Here is a 17,856-nt window from a genome sequence, read left to right as displayed (position 1 = left end):
TTTTACATCAGAAGGTTTCCCAGTTATCACCGCTGTCGGCAACGGCCGCTTTACGCGTCGCTACCGGCGTGGCAACGGTTTTCACCGCCGCGTGCGCGCGGGCTTTCTGCTGCTCCTGCTGAATACGGAACACCGCCACGGCCTGGGTCAGGCGGCTCGCCTGCTCTTCCAGTGCCGCTGCCGCTGCCGCAGACTCCTGCACCAGGGAGGCGTTCTGCTGCGTGACGCGATCCATCTCGGCAACCGCCAGACCCACCTGGTCGATACCGCGGCTCTGCTCGTCGGACGCAGAGGCGATCTCACCCATGATGTCGGTCACGCGGGTAACCGCGCTGACGATCTCGCCCATGGTTTCACCGGCGCTCTCAACCAGGGTCGACCCCAGCTCAACGCGACCCACGGAGTCTTCAATCAGACTCTTGATCTCGCGGGCGGCCTGGGCACTACGCTGGGCCAGGTTACGTACTTCACCGGCTACCACCGCAAAGCCACGACCCTGCTCACCGGCACGGGCCGCTTCTACCGCGGCGTTCAGCGCCAGGATGTTGGTCTGGAAGGCAATACCGTCGATCACGCTGATGATGTCGGCAATCTTCTGCGAGCTGCCAGCGATGTCACGCATGGTCTGCACCACGTTATCCACCACTTTGCCGCCTTTCTGCGCGGTCTCGGACGCGCTCAGCGCCAGATGGCTTGCCTGACGGGCGTTCTCGGCGTTCTGCTTCACGGTGGCGGTCAGCTCTTCCATGCTGGCTGCGGTCTCTTCCAGCGAGGCCGCCTGCTGCTCGGTACGGGAGGAGAGATCGTTGTTGCCCATGGAGATTTCGCTCGCGCCGCTGTAAATGGCATTGGCACCATTACGCACGTCGCCCACGGTACGCATCAGCTCAGCCTGCATATGGCGCAGCGTGTCGGCGAGTTGACCCATCTCGTTAGAGCCCTCTACCTCGATGCGCTTCACCAGGTCGCCGCTGGCGATATGGCGAATGCTGTCGGTCAGGCGGTTCAGCGGCACGATCAGGGCGTGACGGATGCCACCCCAGACGGCAACGATCACCACCAGCACCAGGATCAGCACGCTCAACAGGATCCAGATCGCCTGGCTGTAGGAGCTGTTGCTGTCATCGACAGCGGTCTGGTACAGATGATCGTTCTGCTGCAGATAGTTGACGTACTGCTTCTCAAAGCCGTCCTGATACCCCTGGGTCGGCTGATCGAAGAACTCGTTGATCTTGCCTGCGCCCAGAAGCTGGATCAGCTCGGCCAGCGCACCGTGATAGATATCGTAGTTACGTTTGATTTCCAGCGCGGCGCCTTCACTCTGACGCGGGTCGCGCGGCAGGGCTTCGTACTCCGCCCAGTTTTTTTCCGCCTGCTTCAGGGAAGCCGCAGCAATCTGCATCAGATCGTTCACGGTCGCGCCGCTACCGATATTGTTCTGATCCATCATGTAGCGGATGCCCGCGCGGTTCAGGGTATTACGGGTTTGCAGCAACGCCACCCAGCTGCCGTTAAGCGTGGATTGTTGCTGACGAATGGTTTGCAGAACGGTGAAGTTTTCTTTGTCATGCTTCAGGGCATTAAAGAAAAGACCACCGGATGTGAGTTGTAAAAGACCAAAAATAACCAAAACCAGCAATAAGCTGGTAACAATCTTGATACGATTTAACATGATTTCTCATTCCACCAGACAGGTACAGAATTTTCGGCCTGGAATGGGAAAACTTTACGGAAATTGTGTTGATGACTGAACTGCTCTACTCATCTTCCTGCCTGAAATTCTTCCCCTCTCCCAGTGCAATAAACTCCTCCAGCAGTCCGGTCAGCTGCTGCATTTTCTCTGGCGAATACTCCGCCTCAATGCGCTGATAGGCCTCTTCGACCTGCGCCTGAGCACGCTCATATAGCGCGTTGCCCTCTTTGGTGAGCGACACGTAGAGTTTGCGCTGGTCGTTAAGCGGCTTTAAGCGCAGCACCAGCCCGTCGCGCTCCATGCGCGTGAGGATCCCGGTCAGGCTCGGACGCAGAATGCAGGTGCGAAACGCCAGATCGTGAAAATCCATCGACGGATGTTCCGCCAGCACGCGCACGATCCGCCACTGCTGCTCCGTCAGATTGTGCTGCTTGATAATCGGGCGAAAAAAGGTCATCGCGGTTTCCCGCGCCTGGAGTAGTGCGATAGTTAACGAATCGTGCATGGCGCTCCCACCTCAACATCATTAATAACGAAACAATCAATGCCTCACGCGGCTTTTTGACGCCAGCGGCGCGGGCGAAAAGTCTAACAGATCTCACATAAAAATATTAACTCACTGATATATAACATTAAACAATTCGACATGTAAATTTATTGTTATTGATATCACAAATTATTTACTTCTGTTTGCCAAACATAGCGCGAGGGGCTAAAACCTAATCATTAACATATTAATGAACTCAAAACCCGATACCCGGGCCTGAGGAGAAAGGAATGAAAGGTACAGTTTTCGCGGTGGCACTCAATCACCGCAGCCAGCTCGATGCCTGGCGCGACGCATTTCACCAGCCCCCTTACAACACGCCACCGAAAACCGCCGTCTGGTTTATCAAACCGCGCAACACCCTGATCCGCTCCGGGGATGCCATCCCGCATCCCGAGGGTGAACAGGTGCTGAGCGGCGCGACGGTGGCGCTGATCGTCGGCAAGACCGCGAGCAAAATCAGCCCGGATGAGGCCGCCGACTATATTGCCGGGTACGCGCTGGCGAACGAGGTGAGCCTGCCGGAAGAGAGCTTCTACCGCCCGGCCATCAAAGCCAAATGCCGGGACGGGTTTTGCCCGGTGGGCGAACTTGTCGCCGTTGATAACGTGGCTAACCTGACCATCATCACCGAGATCAACGGTCGCGAGGCGGACCACTGGAACACCGCCGAGCTTCAGCGCAGCGCCGCCGAACTGCTGAGCGCCCTGAGCGAGTTCGCCACCCTCAATCCTGGCGATGCGATATTGCTCGGTACCCCGCAAAACCGCGTTGAGATCCGCCCGGGCGATCGGGTACGCATTCTGGCAGAAGGCTTCCCGCCGCTGGAAAACCCGGTGGTCAATGAGCGCGACGCGGCCATCGCTCAGGGTGCACATCCGCACCCCACGCTGTTTGCCCTCGGCCTGAACTACGCCGATCACGCCAGCGAGCTGGACTTCAAGCCGCCGACCGAGCCGCTGGTGTTTATCAAAGCGCCGAATACCTTTAACGGCGACAACCAGACCTCGGTGCGCCCGGACAACGTTGAGTACATGCACTACGAGGCCGAGCTGGTGGTGGTCATCGGTAAAACCGCGCGCAAGGTCAGTGAAGCCGAGGCGATGGACTATGTTGCGGGCTACAGGGTCTGCAACGACTACGCCATTCGCGACTACCTGGAAAACTACTACCGCCCGAATCTGCGGGTGAAAAGCCGCGACGGGCTGACGCCCATCTCCCCGAACATCGTGCCGAAAGCGGCCATTCCCGACCCGCACAACTTAGCCCTGCGCACCTTCGTCAACGGCGAGCTGCGCCAGGAAGGGACCACGGCGGACCTCATCTTCAGCATCCCGTTCCTGATTGCGTACCTGAGCGATTTTATGACCCTGCAGCCGGGCGACATGATTGCCACCGGCACGCCGAAAGGGCTGTCCGACGTGGTACCGGGGGATGAAGTGGTGGTGGAAGTGGAAGGCGTTGGCCGTCTGGTCAACCGGATTGTCAGCGAGGAGACAAAGTAATGAAAAAGATTAACCACTGGATCAACGGCAAAAACGTGGCGGGAAGCGAGTACTTCCACACCACCAACCCGGCCTCCGGCGAGGTACTGGCAGAAGTCGCCTCCGGCGGTGAAGCCGAGATTAATCAGGCGGTAGAGGCGGCGAAAGCGGCCTTCCCTAAATGGGCTAACCTGCCGATGAAGGAACGCGCGCGCCTGATGCGTCGCCTGGGGGATCTGATTGACCAGAACGTCCCGGAGATCGCCGCCATGGAAACCGCCGACACCGGCCTGCCGATCCACCAGACCAAAAACGTCCTGATCCCGCGCGCCTCGCACAACTTCGAGTTCTTCGCCGAGGTGTGCCAGCAGATGAACGGCAAAACCTACCCGGTTGACGACAAGATGTTGAACTACACCCTGGTGCAGCCAGTGGGGGTTTGCGCGCTGGTGTCGCCGTGGAACGTGCCCTTTATGACCGCCACCTGGAAGGTCGCGCCCTGCCTGGCCTTAGGCAATACCGCGGTGCTGAAGATGTCTGAACTCTCTCCGCTGACCGCCGACCGTCTGGGCGAGCTGGCGCTGGAGGCGGGCATTCCGGCGGGCGTGCTGAACGTGGTGCAGGGCTACGGCGCGACGGCGGGCGACGCGCTGGTGCGCCATCACGACGTGCGCGCGGTCTCCTTCACCGGCGGCACCGCCACCGGGCGCAACATCATGAAAAACGCCGGGCTGAAGAAATACTCCATGGAGCTGGGCGGCAAATCCCCGGTGCTGATTTTTGAAGATGCCGACATCGAGCGCGCGCTGGACGCCGCCCTGTTCACCATCTTCTCCATCAACGGCGAGCGCTGCACCGCGGGCTCGCGCATCTTTATCCAGCAGAGCATCTACCCGGAATTCGTGAAGCGCTTTGCCGAGCGCGCCAACCGCCTGCGCGTTGGGGATCCAAACGATCCGAATACCCAGATTGGCGCGCTGATCAGCCAGCAGCACTGGGAGAAAGTCTCCGGCTACATCCGCCTCGGCATTGAAGAGGGTGCCACCCTGCTGGCGGGCGGCCCGGACAAACCAACCGACCTGCCCGCGCACCTGCGCGGCGGCAACTTCCTGCGCCCGACCGTGCTGGCGGACGTCGACAACCGCATGCGCGTGGCACAGGAGGAGATCTTCGGGCCGGTGGCCTGCCTGCTGCCGTTTAAGGACGAAGCGGAAGGTCTGCGCCTGGCCAACGACGTGGAGTACGGCCTGGCGTCGTACATCTGGACCCAGGACGTCAGCAAGGTGCTGCGCCTGGCGCGCAGTATCGAAGCCGGCATGGTGTTCGTGAATACCCAGAACGTGCGCGACCTGCGCCAGCCGTTTGGCGGCGTGAAGGCCTCCGGCACCGGGCGCGAGGGCGGCGAGTACAGCTTCGAGGTGTTCGCGGAGATGAAGAACGTCTGCATCTCCATGGGCGACCACCCGATCCCGAAATGGGGGGTATGAGATGGGTAAGTTAGCGTTAGCCGCAAAAATCACCCACGTGCCGTCGATGTATCTCTCTGAGATACCGGGCAAAAACTTTGGCTGCCGCCAGGGGGCCATCGACGGACATAAGGAGATCAGCAGACGCTGCCGCGAGCTGGGCGTGGACACCATTATCGTGTTCGATACCCACTGGCTGGTGAACAGCGCCTACCACATCAACTGTGCGGACCATTTTAAAGGCATCTACACCAGCAACGAGCTGCCGCACTTTATCCGCGACATGACCTACGACTACGACGGCAACCCGGAACTTGGCCAGCTGATTGCCGACGAAGCGGTGGCGATAGGCGTACGCGCCAAAGCGCACAACATCCCGAGCCTGAAACTGGAGTACGGCACCCTGGTGCCGATGCGCTACATGAACGCGGATAAGCACTTCAAGGTGGTCTCCATCTCGGCGTTCTGCACGGTTCACGACTTCGCCGACAGCCGCCGGCTGGGCGAGGCCATCGTCAGCGCCATTGAGAAATACGACGGCACCGTGGCGGTGCTCGCCAGCGGCTCGTTGTCGCACCGCTTTATCGACGACCAGCGCGCCGAGGAAGGGATGAACAGCTACACCCGTGAGTTTGACCGTCAGATGGACGAGCGTGTGGTGAAGCTGTGGCGCGAAGGCCAGTTTAAGGAGTTTTGCAGCATGCTGCCGGAGTACGCCGACTACTGCTACGGCGAGGGCAACATGCACGACACGGTGATGCTGCTGGGGATGCTCGGCTGGGACAACTACGACGGCAAGGTGGAGTTCCTCACCGAGCTGTTCGCCAGCTCCGGCACCGGCCAGGTTAACGCCGTTTTCCCCCTGCCCGCGTAAGGAGCCACCATGCCGCACTTTATTGCTGAATGCACCGACAACATCCGCGAGCAGGCCGACCTGCCGGGGCTGTTCGCCAAAGTGAACGAGGCGCTGGCCGCCACGAGCATCTTCCCCCTCGGCGGCATCCGCAGCCGCGCCCACTGGCTGGACACCTGGCAGATGGCCGACGGCAGGCACGATTACGCCTTTGTGCATATGACGCTCAAAATTGGTGCCGGGCGCAGCCTGGAGAGCCGGGAAGAGGTCGGTGAAATGCTGTTTGCGCTGATCAAAACGCACTTCGCAGAGCTGATGGCGAGCCGCTATCTGGCGCTGTCCTTTGAGCTGGACGAGCTGCACCCGACGCTCAATTACAAGCAAAACAACGTGCACGCGTTGTTTACGTAGCCGTCTGCTCGCCCGGTGGCGCTTCGCTTACCGGGCCTACAACGGCCCCGAACGTAGGCCGGGTAAGCGCAGCGCCCCCCGGCAAAAACAGGATATCGCCATGCTCGATAAACACACCCACACCCTGATCGCCCATCGCCTGCATCAGGCGGAACAGACGCGGGAGCAGATCCGCGCGATCTCGCTGGATTACCCGGCGATCACCATCGACGACGCCTACGCCGTTCAGCGTGAATGGGTAAACCTAAAGATCGCCGAAGGCCGCGTGCTGAAGGGCCACAAGATCGGCCTGACATCAAAAGCGATGCAGGCCAGCTCGCAGATCAGCGAACCGGACTACGGCGCGCTGCTGGACGACATGTTCTTCCATGACGGCAGCGACATCCCCGTGGATCGCTTTATCGTCCCGCGCATCGAGGTGGAGCTGGCATTCGTGCTGGCAAAACCGCTGCGCGGCCCGAACTGCACGATCTTCGACGTCTACAACGCCACGGATTACGTGATCCCCGCGCTGGAGCTGATCGACGCCCGCTGCCACAACATCGATCCTGAAACCCAGCGTCCGCGCAAGGTCTTCGACACCATCTCCGATAACGCCGCCAACGCGGGCGTGATCCTCGGCGGTCGTCCGATTAAGCCCGACGAGCTGGATCTGCGCTGGATCTCCGCCCTGCTCTACCGCAACGGCGTGATCGAAGAGACCGGCGTCGCCGCGGGCGTGCTCAACCACCCGGCCAACGGCGTGGCGTGGCTGGCGAACAAGCTGGCCCCTTACGACGTGCAGCTTGAGCCCGGCCAGATCATCCTCGGCGGCTCCTTTACCCGCCCGGTGCCCGCCAGCAGAGGCGACACCTTCCACGTGGACTACGGCAATATGGGCTCCATCAGCTGCCGCTTTGTTTAGGAGAGGACCATGCAAAACGCATTCAAAGCGGTGCTGCAGGCAGGCCGCCCGCAAATTGGCTTATGGCTGGGGCTGACCAGCAGCTACAGCGCGGAGCTACTGGCCGGGGCAGGCTTCGACTGGCTGCTGATCGACGGCGAGCACGCGCCGAACAGCGTGCAGACCGTCTTAACCCAGCTGCAGGCCATCGCCCCTTATCCGAGCCAGCCGGTGGTCCGCCCGTCGTGGAACGATCCGGTGCAGATCAAACAGCTGCTGGACGTCGGGGCCCAGACCCTGCTGGTGCCGATGGTGCAAAACGCCGACGAAGCCCGTCTGGCGGTCCGTTCTACCCGCTACCCGCCCGCGGGCATTCGCGGCGTCGGCAGCGCCCTGGCGCGCGCCTCGCGCTGGAACCGCATTCCGGATTACCTCCAGCAGGCTAACGACGCCATGTGCGTGCTGGTGCAGATCGAAACCCGCGAGGCGCTGAAAAATCTGCCGCAGATCCTCGATGTGGAGGGCGTCGACGGCGTGTTTATCGGCCCGGCGGATCTCAGCGCCGACATGGGCTTTGCCGGCAATCCGCAGCACCCGGAGGTGCAGGCCGCCATTGAGCAGGCGATCGCGCAGATCCGCGGCGCCGGTAAAGCCCCCGGCATCCTGATGGCGAACGAGCAGCTGGCAAAACGCTATCTCGACCTCGGGGCGCTGTTTGTCGCCGTCGGCGTCGACACCACCCTGCTCGCCCGCGGTGCCGAGGCGCTGGCGGCACGCTTTATCGATGAACCGGTTAGCGCTGATAACAATAAATCCGTCTATTAAAGGCAAGATCTGGAGCGCAACATGACGACCTCTACCCTGCAAGATAATAAAGCCGTTGAACATCGCGTCATTAATAAGCTGTTCCGTCGTTTGATCGTGTTTCTCTTTATCCTGTTTGTCTTCTCGTTCCTCGACCGCATCAACATCGGCTTTGCCGGGCTGACGATGGGCAAAGATCTGGGCCTCACCTCGACGATGTTTGGCCTGGCCGCGACGCTGTTTTACGTCACCTACGTGCTGTGCGGGATCCCGAGCAACATCATGCTGGCGAAGATCGGCGCGCGCCGCTGGATCGCCGGGATCATGGTGGTATGGGGCATCGCCTCAACCTGCACCATGTTCGCCATCAGCCCGCAGACGCTCTACGTCCTGCGCATGCTGGTGGGCATTGCCGAAGCCGGTTTCCTGCCGGGGATCCTCGTCTATCTGACATGGTGGTTCCCTGCCTGGCACCGCGCCCGCGCTAACGCGCTGTTTATGATTGCCATGCCGGTGACCATGATGCTCGGCTCGATCCTCTCGGGCTATATTCTGGCCCTGGACGGGCTGTGGAACCTGAAGGGCTGGCAGTGGCTGTTCCTGCTGGAGGGGCTACCGTCGGTGGTGCTCGGCGTGGTGACCTGGTTCTTCCTCAACGACACGCCGGATCAGGCGACCTGGCTGGACGAGGAAGAGAAGCGGACCCTGAAAACGATGATCGCCCGTGAGCAGGAGAACGCCGTGGCGCACGCCGTCACCCCGCGCTCGACCCTGCGCAAAGTGCTGACCCCGGCGGTGCTGCTTTATACCCTGGCCTACTTCTGCCTGACCAACACCCTGAGTGCGATCAACATCTGGACCCCGCAGATCCTGCAGAGCTTTAATACCGGCAGCAGCAATATCGTGATCGGCCTGCTGGCGGCGATCCCGCAGTTCTGTACCATCCTCGGGATGATCTGGTGGAGCCGCCGCTCCGACAGGCTGAACGAGCGAAAAAAGCACACCATCCTGCCGTACCTGTTTGCGGCGGCGGGATGGCTGCTGGCCTCCGCGACGGATCACAGCCTGATCCAGCTGCTTGGCATCATCATGGCCTCAACCGGATCCTTTACCGCCATGGCGATCTTCTGGACCACCCCGGATCAGGTTATTAGCCTGCAGTCCCGGGCGGTGGCGCTGGCGGTGATCAACGCTATCGGCAACGTCGGATCCGCCGTCAGCCCGCTGCTGATCGGCATTCTGCGTGACGCGACCGGCAGCTTCAGCTCCGGACTGTGGTTCGTTGCAGGATTGCTGGTGGTGGGGGCGCTGGTGCTGACGCGGATCCCGATGACCCGCCAGCAGAGCCGTGACAGCGCGCCGGGGCTGGCGGCGCAGAAGAGTCATTAAGGAGCGGTTATGTGCCAGAGCCCGATTGCCAATATCGATATCAGCAAAGAGTACGACGAGAGTCTGGGAACGGACGATGTGCATTATCAGTCGTTTAGTCGTATGGCGGCCTTTTTTGGCCGCGATATGCAGGCCCATCGCCATGACCAGTACTTTCAGATGCACTTTCTCGATACCGGGCAGATAGAGCTGCAGCTGGACGATCATCGCTACTCGGTGCAGGCCCCGCTGTTTGTGCTCACCCCGCCGTCGGTGCCGCATGCGTTTTTCACCGAATCGGACAGCGACGGCCACGTGTTGACGGTGCATGAGGATCTGATCTGGCCGCTGCTGGAGGTGCTCTACCCCGGCACCCGGGAGACCTTCGGTCTGCCGGGGATGTGCCTCTCTTTAGCGGATAAGCCGGATGAGCTGGCGGCGCTCAGCCACTACTGGCGGCTGATTGAACGGGAGTCCACCGCCCAGCTTCCCGGGCGGGAACATACTCTGGTGCTGCTGGCGCAGGCGGTATTCACTTTGCTGCTGCGCAACGCCACCCTCGACGATCACGCCGCCAACGGCATGCGCGGCGAGCTGAAACTGTTCCAGCGCTTCAACCAGATGGTGGACGGCCACTTCCACCAGCACTGGACGGTGCCGGATTATGCCAGCGAACTGCACCTCACCGAATCGCGGCTGACCGATATCTGTCGCCGCTTCGCCAACCGCCCGCCTAAACGGCTCATCTTCGACCGCCAGCTGCGCGAGGCCAAGCGGCTGCTGGTCTTCTCCGACAGCGCGGTGAACGAGATTGCCTGGCAGCTGGGGTTTAAAGACCCGGCCTATTTCGCGCGGTTTTTCAATCGGCTGGTGGGGTGCTCGCCGAGCAGGTATCGGGCGCAGAAAGTGCCGGTGTCGTGAGTTTTCCCTCCCCTGCGGCTTTCCTCCCCGGTGGCGCTACGCTTACCGGGGCTACGAAACCGTAGGCCGGGTAAGCGTTAGCGCCACCCGGCACAATAACCGCAATGTCCTGGCAGCCTGACCGCCACGTTCGACGCCGTATCATGTCGAAAAAAAGCCCGCGTTACGCGGGCCATTATCAAGGAGCTAGTTATGCTTTGTGGCTAATTTAGCCAGATACTCTAATACTGCGACAGAAATTATGCCGACGATAACATTCAAGAACGCGTAAATGTACAGCCAGGCATTTTCCAGGTTGTCAGAGTAGTAATCCGCATACAGAGTGACATCATCATGATTACACCTGGTCAGGAACCTGGCGATAGGGACTCTCAGGCTTTCAGCAAAGGGATCAAAAATGCCGCTTATCAGGAACAGAAACGTAATTGCCAGACATATAATAATGCGCAGCGACCATTTAAGGGGCTTTAACATTACAAACTCCATTCGTGTTGCCAATCACAGTAATGTCGCCATAAGCCCATAACTCATTTCCACCTAAGACTTTATGCTTATGCGACCGCAGAAGCGCGGCCCTTACTGTGTAAAAATCCACGTTACGAAAGAACGTAACGCAACCCTCACTAATACCTGAGCCGTCCGGCCGGGGTGGATGTAACCTGAAATGTTTTCGGTTGTAATGGAATGTACCGACATCAAATCGCATCACATCATCAATCACCCCATCTTTGCGAAAAAGCGCAAACCAGTCGTAATAATTATTGCCGGTAAAAGCATGTTTTAACCAGGTTTCTGCGCGCGAACGCTTCCCACCTGTTGGCCGGTCAACAATCCAGTAACTACCCGGCGGAACGGCTGCGTTCGACAGATATGAGCACTCCGGTTTATTAGCTAACTCGCCAAGACCGCTGAAAACGGGGAATGAACCCACACCGCCTACATCGAGACGTGCAACCCGTCCGTCGTCATAAAGATTATTAAAGTCCAGCCGACAGTGGATCATGCCGTCATCCTCTGGTTCCACGAATCAGTAAATTTGATATTACCGTCGAGATAGAGCCAGGTAATTCTCTCGTATGCCAACGAGATTGATTCAGTAGGGTTACTGCTTAATCCAGATGCACTCTTGAAATTATGCATAACTGGCGTTACCGCCACGATTTTCACATTTTCGAGGATAAAGTGCATAAATTCTTCCTCTATGCCTGCGTCATTGATGCGATACCATTTAATTATCGCCTTCTGAAGAGGTTCGCCTGTTGATACAGCACGGTAAAGATAGGGCGTGGCTTTATCGAACTCTTTCGTGATACTCAGCTGATCATGAACGCGAGTACCCGTAAGTCGGCCTATATTGTAATCGTAGGGAATATGTATGCCGTGGTTAAAGCTTTGCATTTCTATTGCACCTTCACGGCTCAGAACATTGCTTCCACCAGGGATAAGCGTACCGGATTGATTATAAAGCCAGAGATAAGCAGGAACTGCCATGATGATTTCCTTATGTATTTTATGGTTAATCCTTATTAATCTTCCTGTAAAAAAATATCATGCTAAATCGTATGGTTAATTTCTGAATTTTTGAAATTCACTATCTATTTACTGGCTTGGCGCACACTTCCCCGGTGGCGCTACGCTTACCGGGGCTACGGTCCGTAGGGCGGGTAAGCGTAGCGCCACCCGCCGAAAAGCCGCACAGATCACAAATCCCAATCCCGCCTGAAAAGTACCCGTCGTTGACCTATTCGTCCCTTCACGTCCCGGCTCTCTCACGCTTCAATTAAACAACAAAAACAAAACATAAATTTAACAACATTCCGATACGAGGCCCCTATGAAACCTGAAGATTTCCGCGCAAGCACCACCCGCCCGTTAACCGGCGAAGAGTACCTGAAGAGCCTGCAGGATGGCCGGGAGATCTACATCTACGGCGAGCGCGTAAAAGATGTGACCACCCATCCGGCGTTTCGCAATGCGGCGGCTTCGGTCGCCCAACTGTACGATGCGCTGCACAAACCCGACATGCAGGACGCCCTGTGCTGGAACACCGATACCGGCAACGGCGGCTACACCCATAAGTTCTTCCGCGTGGCGAAAAGTGCCAACGACCTGCGTCAACAGCGCGATGCCATCGCCGAGTGGTCACGCCTGAGCTACGGCTGGATGGGCCGCACCCCGGATTACAAAGCGGCCTTTGGCTGTGCGCTGGGTGCTAACCCGGCCTTTTATGGTCAGTTCGAGCAGAACGCCCGCAACTGGTACACCCGCATCCAGGAGAGCGGTCTGTACTTTAACCACGCCATCGTTAACCCGCCGATCGATCGCCACAAACCGGCCGACGAAGTGAAAGACGTCTACATCAAGCTGGAAAAAGAGACCGACGCCGGGATTATCGTCAGCGGCGCGAAAGTGGTTGCCACCAACTCGGCGCTGACCCACTACAACATGATCGGCTTTGGCTCGGCGCAGGTGATGGGCGATAACCCGGACTTCGCCCTGATGTTCGTCGCCCCGATGGATGCCGAGGGCGTGAAGCTCATCTCCCGCGCCTCCTACGAGCTGGTGGCTGGTGCGACCGGCTCTCCTTACGACTACCCGCTCACCAGCCGCTTCGACGAGAACGATGCTATCCTGGTGATGGATAACGTGCTCATCCCGTGGGAGAACGTGCTGATCTACCGCGATTTCGACCGCTGCCGTCGCTGGACCATGGAGGGCGGTTTTGCCCGCATGTATCCGCTGCAGGCCTGCGTGCGCCTGGCGGTGAAGCTCGACTTCATCACCGCCCTGCTGAAAAAATCGCTGGAGTGTACCGGTACTTCTGAGTTCCGCGGCGTGCAGGCGGATCTCGGGGAAGTAGTGGCCTGGCGCAATATGTTCTGGGCGCTGAGCGACTCCATGTGTTCAGAAGCGACCCCGTGGGTCAACGGTGCGTATCTGCCGGACCACGCCGCGCTGCAGACCTACCGCGTGATGGCCCCGATGGCCTACGCCAAAATCAAAAACATCATCGAGCGCAACGTGACCAGCGGCCTGATCTACCTGCCGTCCAGCGCCCGGGATCTGAACAACCCGCAGATCGACAAATATCTGGCGAAATACGTGCGCGGCTCCAACGGCATGGACCACGTAGAGCGCATCAAGATTTTGAAACTGATGTGGGATGCCATCGGCAGCGAGTTCGGCGGTCGCCACGAGCTGTATGAGATCAACTACTCCGGTAGCCAGGACGAAATCCGCCTGCAGTGTCTGCGCCAGGCGCAGACCTCCGGCAACATGGACAAGATGATGGCAATGGTCGACCGCTGCCTGTCGGAGTACGACCAGAACGGCTGGACGGTTCCGCACCTGCACAACAACACCGATATCAACCTGCTGGACAAGCTGCTGAAATAACGCAGCGGGAGGTCAAGATGCAACATGATGAACAACGCCTGCGTTTTCGCGACGCGATGGCCAGCCTTTCTGCGGCGGTCAATGTGATTACCACCGATGGCGAAGCCGGACGTTGCGGCATTACCGCCACCGCGGTCTGCTCGGTGACAGATACCCCGCCGTCGGTGATGGTGTGCCTGAACGCCAACAGCGCCATGAACCCGGTATTTCAGGGCAACGGCAAGCTCTGTATAAATGTGCTCAATCACGAGCAGGAGTTAATGGCGCGCCATTTTGCCGGGATGACCGGCATGACTATGGAGGAGCGCTTTACCCTCTCCTGCTGGCAAAAGGGCCAACTGGCTCAGCCGGTATTAAAAGAAGCGCTGGCCAGCCTCGAAGGAGAGATAAGCCAGGTGCAGACCATCGGTACCCACCTGGTCTACCTGGTGGCGATCAAAAATATCGTTCTGAGCCAGGAGGGACACGGCCTGATTTACTTTAAGCGCAGATTTCATCCGGTGTTAATTGAACAAGAAATGACCATCTAATCCCCTTCGCCAGCCGAATCTCCGGCTGGCGCTTATTCGTTTTTACTCACTTAAATACGAAACAATCACATTGAGAAACTAATGTGGATATAAGTTTTGGTTACCCACCAGAGTTAATAGTCTTTCGGACTTTTCCCCTTTTTCAGGGCACATTTCTTAAATTTGAAATGACACATTCTGCAAAATTATGTAATCTTCGGCCCATAAAAACACTTTCGTGAATAATAAAAAAACGAATTAGTAGTTTACTGAATAGTTTTTTTATGGCAGCGCCCTGAAGCAAAATGAACACATTTTAGCCGGAATCGTCATTTCCGTGCGGTAGCCTACCCTTTTTTTTGGAATTCCTTACTTTACTTCTGCGTTTTTTTGCTTTTCCTGCACCTGCATGACATCTCAACTGCTGCGCTATTCATCGCGGTTGATCACCATCGACATTTTATTTCGCATTCCAGTTACTGATTGTTGGAAAATATTGAGCTATGAAGAACGCAACTCGCCTTCTGGTGATTTCGCTCGCCCTCATCCTGAGCGGCTGTGCATATTCCCCGAAGCAGGTTGAAGCCTCCCGACCGCTTGTCAATCCGGCCGCTTCTACCGACCTCCAGACCATGTCTGCCAATCTGCAACAACCTCTGAACACCCTGCCACAGGGCGCGACACTCAGCGCCAATGGCAACACGTACACCCTGGGTCAACGTTATATCTCGGCCCTGGGTCTGGAATGCATTGAACTGCTGCGTAACCGGAACTACAACCAGTCGCAGCGCGGCGTGACCTGTAAGAACGGTGATACCTGGTATCTGGTGCCGCAACTGGAACAAGCCTCCGCCAGCAACCTGCTTGCCGTGCAATAATTTTGAAGAGAAATGTTGTGAACATAACGAAATTTCGGCAATTGAGTGCCATTCTGTTGCTGGCATGCGCCTCTTGCGCTGCCTTTGCTGCCCCCACGAAGGAAGATGCTCAGGCCTTTGGTATGAACACCCCGGCAGATACCGGCGATGGCCGACTGCAGCTCGGCGGTGAACAGGCGATGAGCGGCCAGGCGAATACCTCCTCCACTACCGGAACCTTTGCGCAGCAAAACCGCCAGGGCATGTTACTCCCGGGCGAGTCCGACGTGCGTAAACTCCTCCCGCAATCTGAATCCGGACTGCCCCCTCCTTACGGTGCCAACCTGTTTGCCGGTGGCTATGAAACCGAGCGCAGCGACGGGTTAAACGATAATTACCTGATCGCTCCCGGCGACAAGATAAATATCTGGATCTGGGGCGCCGTCAATTTCTCCAACGTCGTCACAGTTGACAACTCGGGCAATATTTTCATTCCCGACGTCGGGCCGATAAATGTCAAAAACGTAGCGGCAAGTAAAGTCAATAACTTAGTCACCAGCCACATCAGTGAAGTATTTACCAATAACGTTAACGTTTACGTAAATTTACTTACCGCAACGCCGGTGAGCGTATTTGTCACCGGCCCGGTGATCCGTCCGGGGCAATATGCCGGACAATCATCCGACAGCGTTTTATATTTCCTGAAACGCGCAGGCGGCATCGACTCCGACCGCGGCAGCTACCGTCATATTAAGGTGTTACGTCAGAACAGGGTGATTCAGCAGATCGACCTGTACGAGTTTATGCAGCAGGGCAAAATGCCGAAGCTGTCGCTGAAGGATCAGGATGTGATCCTGGTTGAACCGCAGGGCCCGATGATCAACGTGGCCGGTAAAGTGCGTAACCCGTTCCGCTTCGAGTTAAAAAACAGCACCGCGCTCGGCTCAGAGCTGATCAACTACGCCCTGCCGCTCGCCAAGGTGAGCCACGTGGGCGTGATTGGCGATCGCTCCAACGGTCCGTTCTCGGTCTATATGCCGTATAAAGACTTTGATCGCATTCAGCTGAGCGACGGCGACAAAGTGCTGTTTAACGACGATATGCATGCCCAGGTTTACGACGTGCAGGTGATGGGCAGCTATCGCGGGCCGTCTTACTTCACCGTGCGTAAAGAGACCCGTCTGCACGATCTGCTGAACCACATTCCGATTGACCCGAACATGGCGGATTACGGCTCGATCTACATCATGCGTAAGAGCGTGGCCGCGCGGCAGAAAGAGATGCTGGAAGACTCCCTCAATCGCCTGGAGCGCAGCGTGTTTACCGCGCCAGCCAGTTCCGACGGAGAGGCCTCCATCCGCACCAAAGAAGCCGAGCTGGTAATGCGCTTCGTAGAAAAAGCCCGCAAGATCCAGCCGCTGGGGAAAGTGGTGGTGTCGGATAAAGGCGTGATTGCCAACATCCTGCTGGAACAGGGCGACCAGATTGTCATCCCGAACAAGACCGACCTGATTCAGGTGGGTGGCGAAGTGATGATGCCGCAGGCGGTGGTCTTCAACAAAAGCGCGACCCTGGAAGACTATGTGGCCTGGGCGGGCGGCTTTACCGATCGTGCGAACGACAAGCGTATTGCCGTGGTCCATGCCAACGGCCTGATGGAGTTTAAAGACGGCGGTGATGTGATGCCGGGCGACCAGATTCTGGTCATGCCGAAAGTGGACAGCAAAATGATGCAGTCCATCAAAGACATTACCCAGGTCATCTATCAGGTTGCCGTGGCGGCCAACGTGGTCCTGAACTAACCCTCAATGCGGGCTCGCCTCTGCGCGAGCCCGTTCTGTGATATCGGCCTTCTCATGCTTAAACCTGTTCTCAATCAAACGCCCCGCAGCTCGTTCCAGGTGCTGCGTGATGTGACGTTTGGCCTGCTTATCCGTGAACTGAAAACCCGATTTGGGAGTTATAGGTTGGGGTATGCCTGGGCGCTGTTGGATCCGTTGTTGATGATTGGTCTGTTTAGCGCGATTTTTGGGATGCGTATTCAAAATGGGTTTGGTGGTGTACCTGTACAAGTATTTATAACTGCTGGGTATCTGCCCTACATGTTTTTCAATAAAGTAGTCAGCCAGTTAAAATCGGCAGTTAATGCAAATATGGGGTTGTTTTGCTATCGGCAGGTAACGCCCTTTGCTACTTTCGTCGCCCGTTTTATTCTAGAGGCTATTATTGGCTTAGTCGTTGGTGGCATTCTGGTCCTAGGCTTATTATGGTTTGGTTTTGATGCAGTCCCAAGCGATCCTTTAGAAGTCATTCTTATTTATTTTTTGCTAATGATCTTTTCATTTTCATTGGGCATTGTTTTTTGTGTTGTGATTAGCTTATTTAAAGAAGCAGATAAATTTCTGAGTCTAATTATGATGCCGCTAATGTTTATATCGTGTGTTATGTATCCTCTTGCAACCGTGCCGACACAGTATCAGCACTGGTTTCTATGGAATCCGTTAGTACACGCTATTGAGTTGATTCGTTCTGGCTGGATTGCGGGATATGTCAGCCCGAATGTCAGTTGGGTGTATTTGACTGGCGTCACATTGGTACTGCTGACCTTTGCGATGAGCTGCTACCGATTGAGCCATCGTCGTCTGATTGCCAGCTAAAGCTAAT

17 protein-coding genes are annotated in these 17,856 nt (G+C 57.3%); 13 read left to right on the top strand and 4 right to left on the bottom strand.

Annotation, left to right across the window (positions count from 1 at the left end; all coding sequences use genetic code 11):
- Positions 1-7: 7 nt before the first annotated feature.
- Positions 8-1,672, bottom strand: a complete 1,665-nt coding sequence (gene tsr / locus WFO70_RS13335) for a methyl-accepting chemotaxis protein (protein ID WP_337016804.1) — start codon at positions 1,670-1,672, stop codon at positions 8-10.
- Positions 1,673-1,757: 85 nt separating this feature from the next.
- Positions 1,758-2,198 carry a homoprotocatechuate degradation operon regulator HpaR gene (gene hpaR, locus WFO70_RS13330; protein WP_337016803.1) on the bottom strand — a complete coding sequence of 147 codons (441 nt, stop codon included), beginning with the start codon at positions 2,196-2,198 and terminating at the stop codon, positions 1,758-1,760.
- A gap of 272 nt (positions 2,199-2,470) precedes the next feature.
- Here hpaR and hpaG point away from each other — a divergent pair, with 272 nt between their 5' ends.
- The 8 genes from hpaG (at position 2,471) to hpaA (ending at position 10,430) form a co-directional block, all read left to right on the top strand.
- Positions 2,471-3,745, top strand: coding sequence for a 4-hydroxyphenylacetate degradation bifunctional isomerase/decarboxylase (hpaG, locus tag WFO70_RS13325; RefSeq protein WP_337016802.1), 1,275 nt, complete (start codon positions 2,471-2,473; stop codon positions 3,743-3,745).
- A complete protein-coding gene (gene hpaE / locus WFO70_RS13320; RefSeq protein ID WP_337016801.1) occupies positions 3,745-5,211 on the top strand; it encodes a 5-carboxymethyl-2-hydroxymuconate semialdehyde dehydrogenase in 1,467 nt (488 codons plus the stop codon). The genes hpaG and hpaE overlap by 1 nt, the downstream gene beginning before the upstream one ends.
- Before the next feature lies 1 nt (position 5,212).
- A complete protein-coding gene (gene hpaD, locus WFO70_RS13315) occupies positions 5,213-6,064 on the top strand; it encodes a 3,4-dihydroxyphenylacetate 2,3-dioxygenase (protein WP_337016800.1) in 852 nt (283 codons plus the stop codon).
- Between the two features lie 9 nt (positions 6,065-6,073).
- Positions 6,074-6,454, top strand: a complete 381-nt coding sequence (locus WFO70_RS13310; RefSeq protein ID WP_059312662.1) for a 5-carboxymethyl-2-hydroxymuconate Delta-isomerase — start codon at positions 6,074-6,076, stop codon at positions 6,452-6,454.
- Positions 6,455-6,554: 100 nt separating this feature from the next.
- Positions 6,555-7,358 carry a 2-oxo-hept-4-ene-1,7-dioate hydratase gene (gene hpaH / locus WFO70_RS13305; RefSeq protein ID WP_337016799.1) on the top strand — a complete coding sequence of 268 codons (804 nt, stop codon included), beginning with the start codon at positions 6,555-6,557 and terminating at the stop codon, positions 7,356-7,358.
- A gap of 9 nt (positions 7,359-7,367) precedes the next feature.
- The gene (hpaI, locus tag WFO70_RS13300; protein ID WP_337016798.1) at positions 7,368-8,162 is read left to right on the top strand and encodes a 4-hydroxy-2-oxoheptanedioate aldolase; all 795 of its coding nucleotides are present in this window, start codon (positions 7,368-7,370) and stop codon (positions 8,160-8,162) included.
- Between the two features lie 21 nt (positions 8,163-8,183).
- On the top strand, positions 8,184-9,530 hold the full coding sequence (gene hpaX / locus WFO70_RS13295; RefSeq protein ID WP_337016797.1) for a 4-hydroxyphenylacetate permease: 1,347 nt from the start codon (positions 8,184-8,186) through the stop codon (positions 9,528-9,530).
- 9 nt (positions 9,531-9,539) lie between these two features.
- The gene (hpaA, locus tag WFO70_RS13290) at positions 9,540-10,430 is read left to right on the top strand and encodes a 4-hydroxyphenylacetate catabolism regulatory protein HpaA (RefSeq protein WP_337016796.1); all 891 of its coding nucleotides are present in this window, start codon (positions 9,540-9,542) and stop codon (positions 10,428-10,430) included.
- A gap of 457 nt (positions 10,431-10,887) precedes the next feature.
- Here hpaA and WFO70_RS13285 read toward each other — a convergent pair whose 3' ends face one another.
- Together WFO70_RS13285 and WFO70_RS13280 are read right to left on the bottom strand one after the other, a co-directional pair.
- Positions 10,888-11,433, bottom strand: coding sequence for a DUF2778 domain-containing protein (locus tag WFO70_RS13285; protein ID WP_337016795.1), 546 nt, complete (start codon positions 11,431-11,433; stop codon positions 10,888-10,890).
- Positions 11,430-11,921, bottom strand: a complete 492-nt coding sequence (locus WFO70_RS13280; RefSeq protein WP_337016794.1) for an Hcp family type VI secretion system effector — start codon at positions 11,919-11,921, stop codon at positions 11,430-11,432. The genes WFO70_RS13285 and WFO70_RS13280 overlap by 4 nt, the downstream gene beginning before the upstream one ends.
- Before the next feature lie 342 nt (positions 11,922-12,263).
- On the opposite strand from WFO70_RS13280, the gene hpaB reads away from it, so the two are divergent.
- From hpaB to WFO70_RS13255, 5 genes are all read left to right on the top strand, one after another.
- Positions 12,264-13,826 carry a 4-hydroxyphenylacetate 3-monooxygenase, oxygenase component gene (gene hpaB, locus WFO70_RS13275; protein WP_312806412.1) on the top strand — a complete coding sequence of 521 codons (1,563 nt, stop codon included), beginning with the start codon at positions 12,264-12,266 and terminating at the stop codon, positions 13,824-13,826.
- Between the two features lie 17 nt (positions 13,827-13,843).
- Positions 13,844-14,356 (top strand): 4-hydroxyphenylacetate 3-monooxygenase reductase subunit, encoded by a 513-nt coding sequence (locus WFO70_RS13270; RefSeq protein WP_337016793.1) that lies wholly within the window; start codon positions 13,844-13,846, stop codon positions 14,354-14,356.
- A gap of 482 nt (positions 14,357-14,838) precedes the next feature.
- Positions 14,839-15,213, top strand: coding sequence for a hypothetical protein (locus WFO70_RS13265; protein ID WP_337016792.1), 375 nt, complete (start codon positions 14,839-14,841; stop codon positions 15,211-15,213).
- 122 nt (positions 15,214-15,335) lie between these two features.
- Positions 15,336-16,994: a polysaccharide biosynthesis/export family protein gene (locus WFO70_RS13260; protein WP_337016791.1), complete on the top strand. Its 1,659-nt coding sequence runs from the start codon at positions 15,336-15,338 to the stop codon at positions 16,992-16,994.
- A 54-nt stretch (positions 16,995-17,048) separates the two neighbouring features.
- The gene (locus WFO70_RS13255) at positions 17,049-17,849 is read left to right on the top strand and encodes an ABC transporter permease (protein ID WP_337016790.1); all 801 of its coding nucleotides are present in this window, start codon (positions 17,049-17,051) and stop codon (positions 17,847-17,849) included.
- The last annotated feature ends 7 nt before the right edge of the window (positions 17,850-17,856 follow it).

Origin of the sequence: Leclercia sp. AS011, from assembly GCF_037152535.1 — a bacterium.
In the GTDB taxonomy this organism is placed as follows: Bacteria; Pseudomonadota; Gammaproteobacteria; order Enterobacterales; family Enterobacteriaceae; genus Enterobacter.
This window is presented reverse-complemented; position numbering and strand designations above follow the sequence as displayed.

Coding starts and splice junctions, on each gene's coding strand:
- tsr (WP_337016804.1), bottom strand. CDS start 1,672: ATGTTAAATCGTATCAAGATTGTTACCAGCTTATTGCTGGTTTTGGTT.
- hpaR (WP_337016803.1), bottom strand. CDS start 2,198: ATGCACGATTCGTTAACTATCGCACTACTCCAGGCGCGGGAAACCGCG.
- hpaG (WP_337016802.1), top strand. CDS start 2,471: ATGAAAGGTACAGTTTTCGCGGTGGCACTCAATCACCGCAGCCAGCTC.
- hpaE (WP_337016801.1), top strand. CDS start 3,745: ATGAAAAAGATTAACCACTGGATCAACGGCAAAAACGTGGCGGGAAGC.
- hpaD (WP_337016800.1), top strand. CDS start 5,213: ATGGGTAAGTTAGCGTTAGCCGCAAAAATCACCCACGTGCCGTCGATG.
- WFO70_RS13310 (WP_059312662.1), top strand. CDS start 6,074: ATGCCGCACTTTATTGCTGAATGCACCGACAACATCCGCGAGCAGGCC.
- hpaH (WP_337016799.1), top strand. CDS start 6,555: ATGCTCGATAAACACACCCACACCCTGATCGCCCATCGCCTGCATCAG.
- hpaI (WP_337016798.1), top strand. CDS start 7,368: ATGCAAAACGCATTCAAAGCGGTGCTGCAGGCAGGCCGCCCGCAAATT.
- hpaX (WP_337016797.1), top strand. CDS start 8,184: ATGACGACCTCTACCCTGCAAGATAATAAAGCCGTTGAACATCGCGTC.
- hpaA (WP_337016796.1), top strand. CDS start 9,540: ATGTGCCAGAGCCCGATTGCCAATATCGATATCAGCAAAGAGTACGAC.
- WFO70_RS13285 (WP_337016795.1), bottom strand. CDS start 11,433: ATGATCCACTGTCGGCTGGACTTTAATAATCTTTATGACGACGGACGG.
- WFO70_RS13280 (WP_337016794.1), bottom strand. CDS start 11,921: ATGGCAGTTCCTGCTTATCTCTGGCTTTATAATCAATCCGGTACGCTT.
- hpaB (WP_312806412.1), top strand. CDS start 12,264: ATGAAACCTGAAGATTTCCGCGCAAGCACCACCCGCCCGTTAACCGGC.
- WFO70_RS13270 (WP_337016793.1), top strand. CDS start 13,844: ATGCAACATGATGAACAACGCCTGCGTTTTCGCGACGCGATGGCCAGC.
- WFO70_RS13265 (WP_337016792.1), top strand. CDS start 14,839: ATGAAGAACGCAACTCGCCTTCTGGTGATTTCGCTCGCCCTCATCCTG.
- WFO70_RS13260 (WP_337016791.1), top strand. CDS start 15,336: ATGAACACCCCGGCAGATACCGGCGATGGCCGACTGCAGCTCGGCGGT.
- WFO70_RS13255 (WP_337016790.1), top strand. CDS start 17,049: ATGCTTAAACCTGTTCTCAATCAAACGCCCCGCAGCTCGTTCCAGGTG.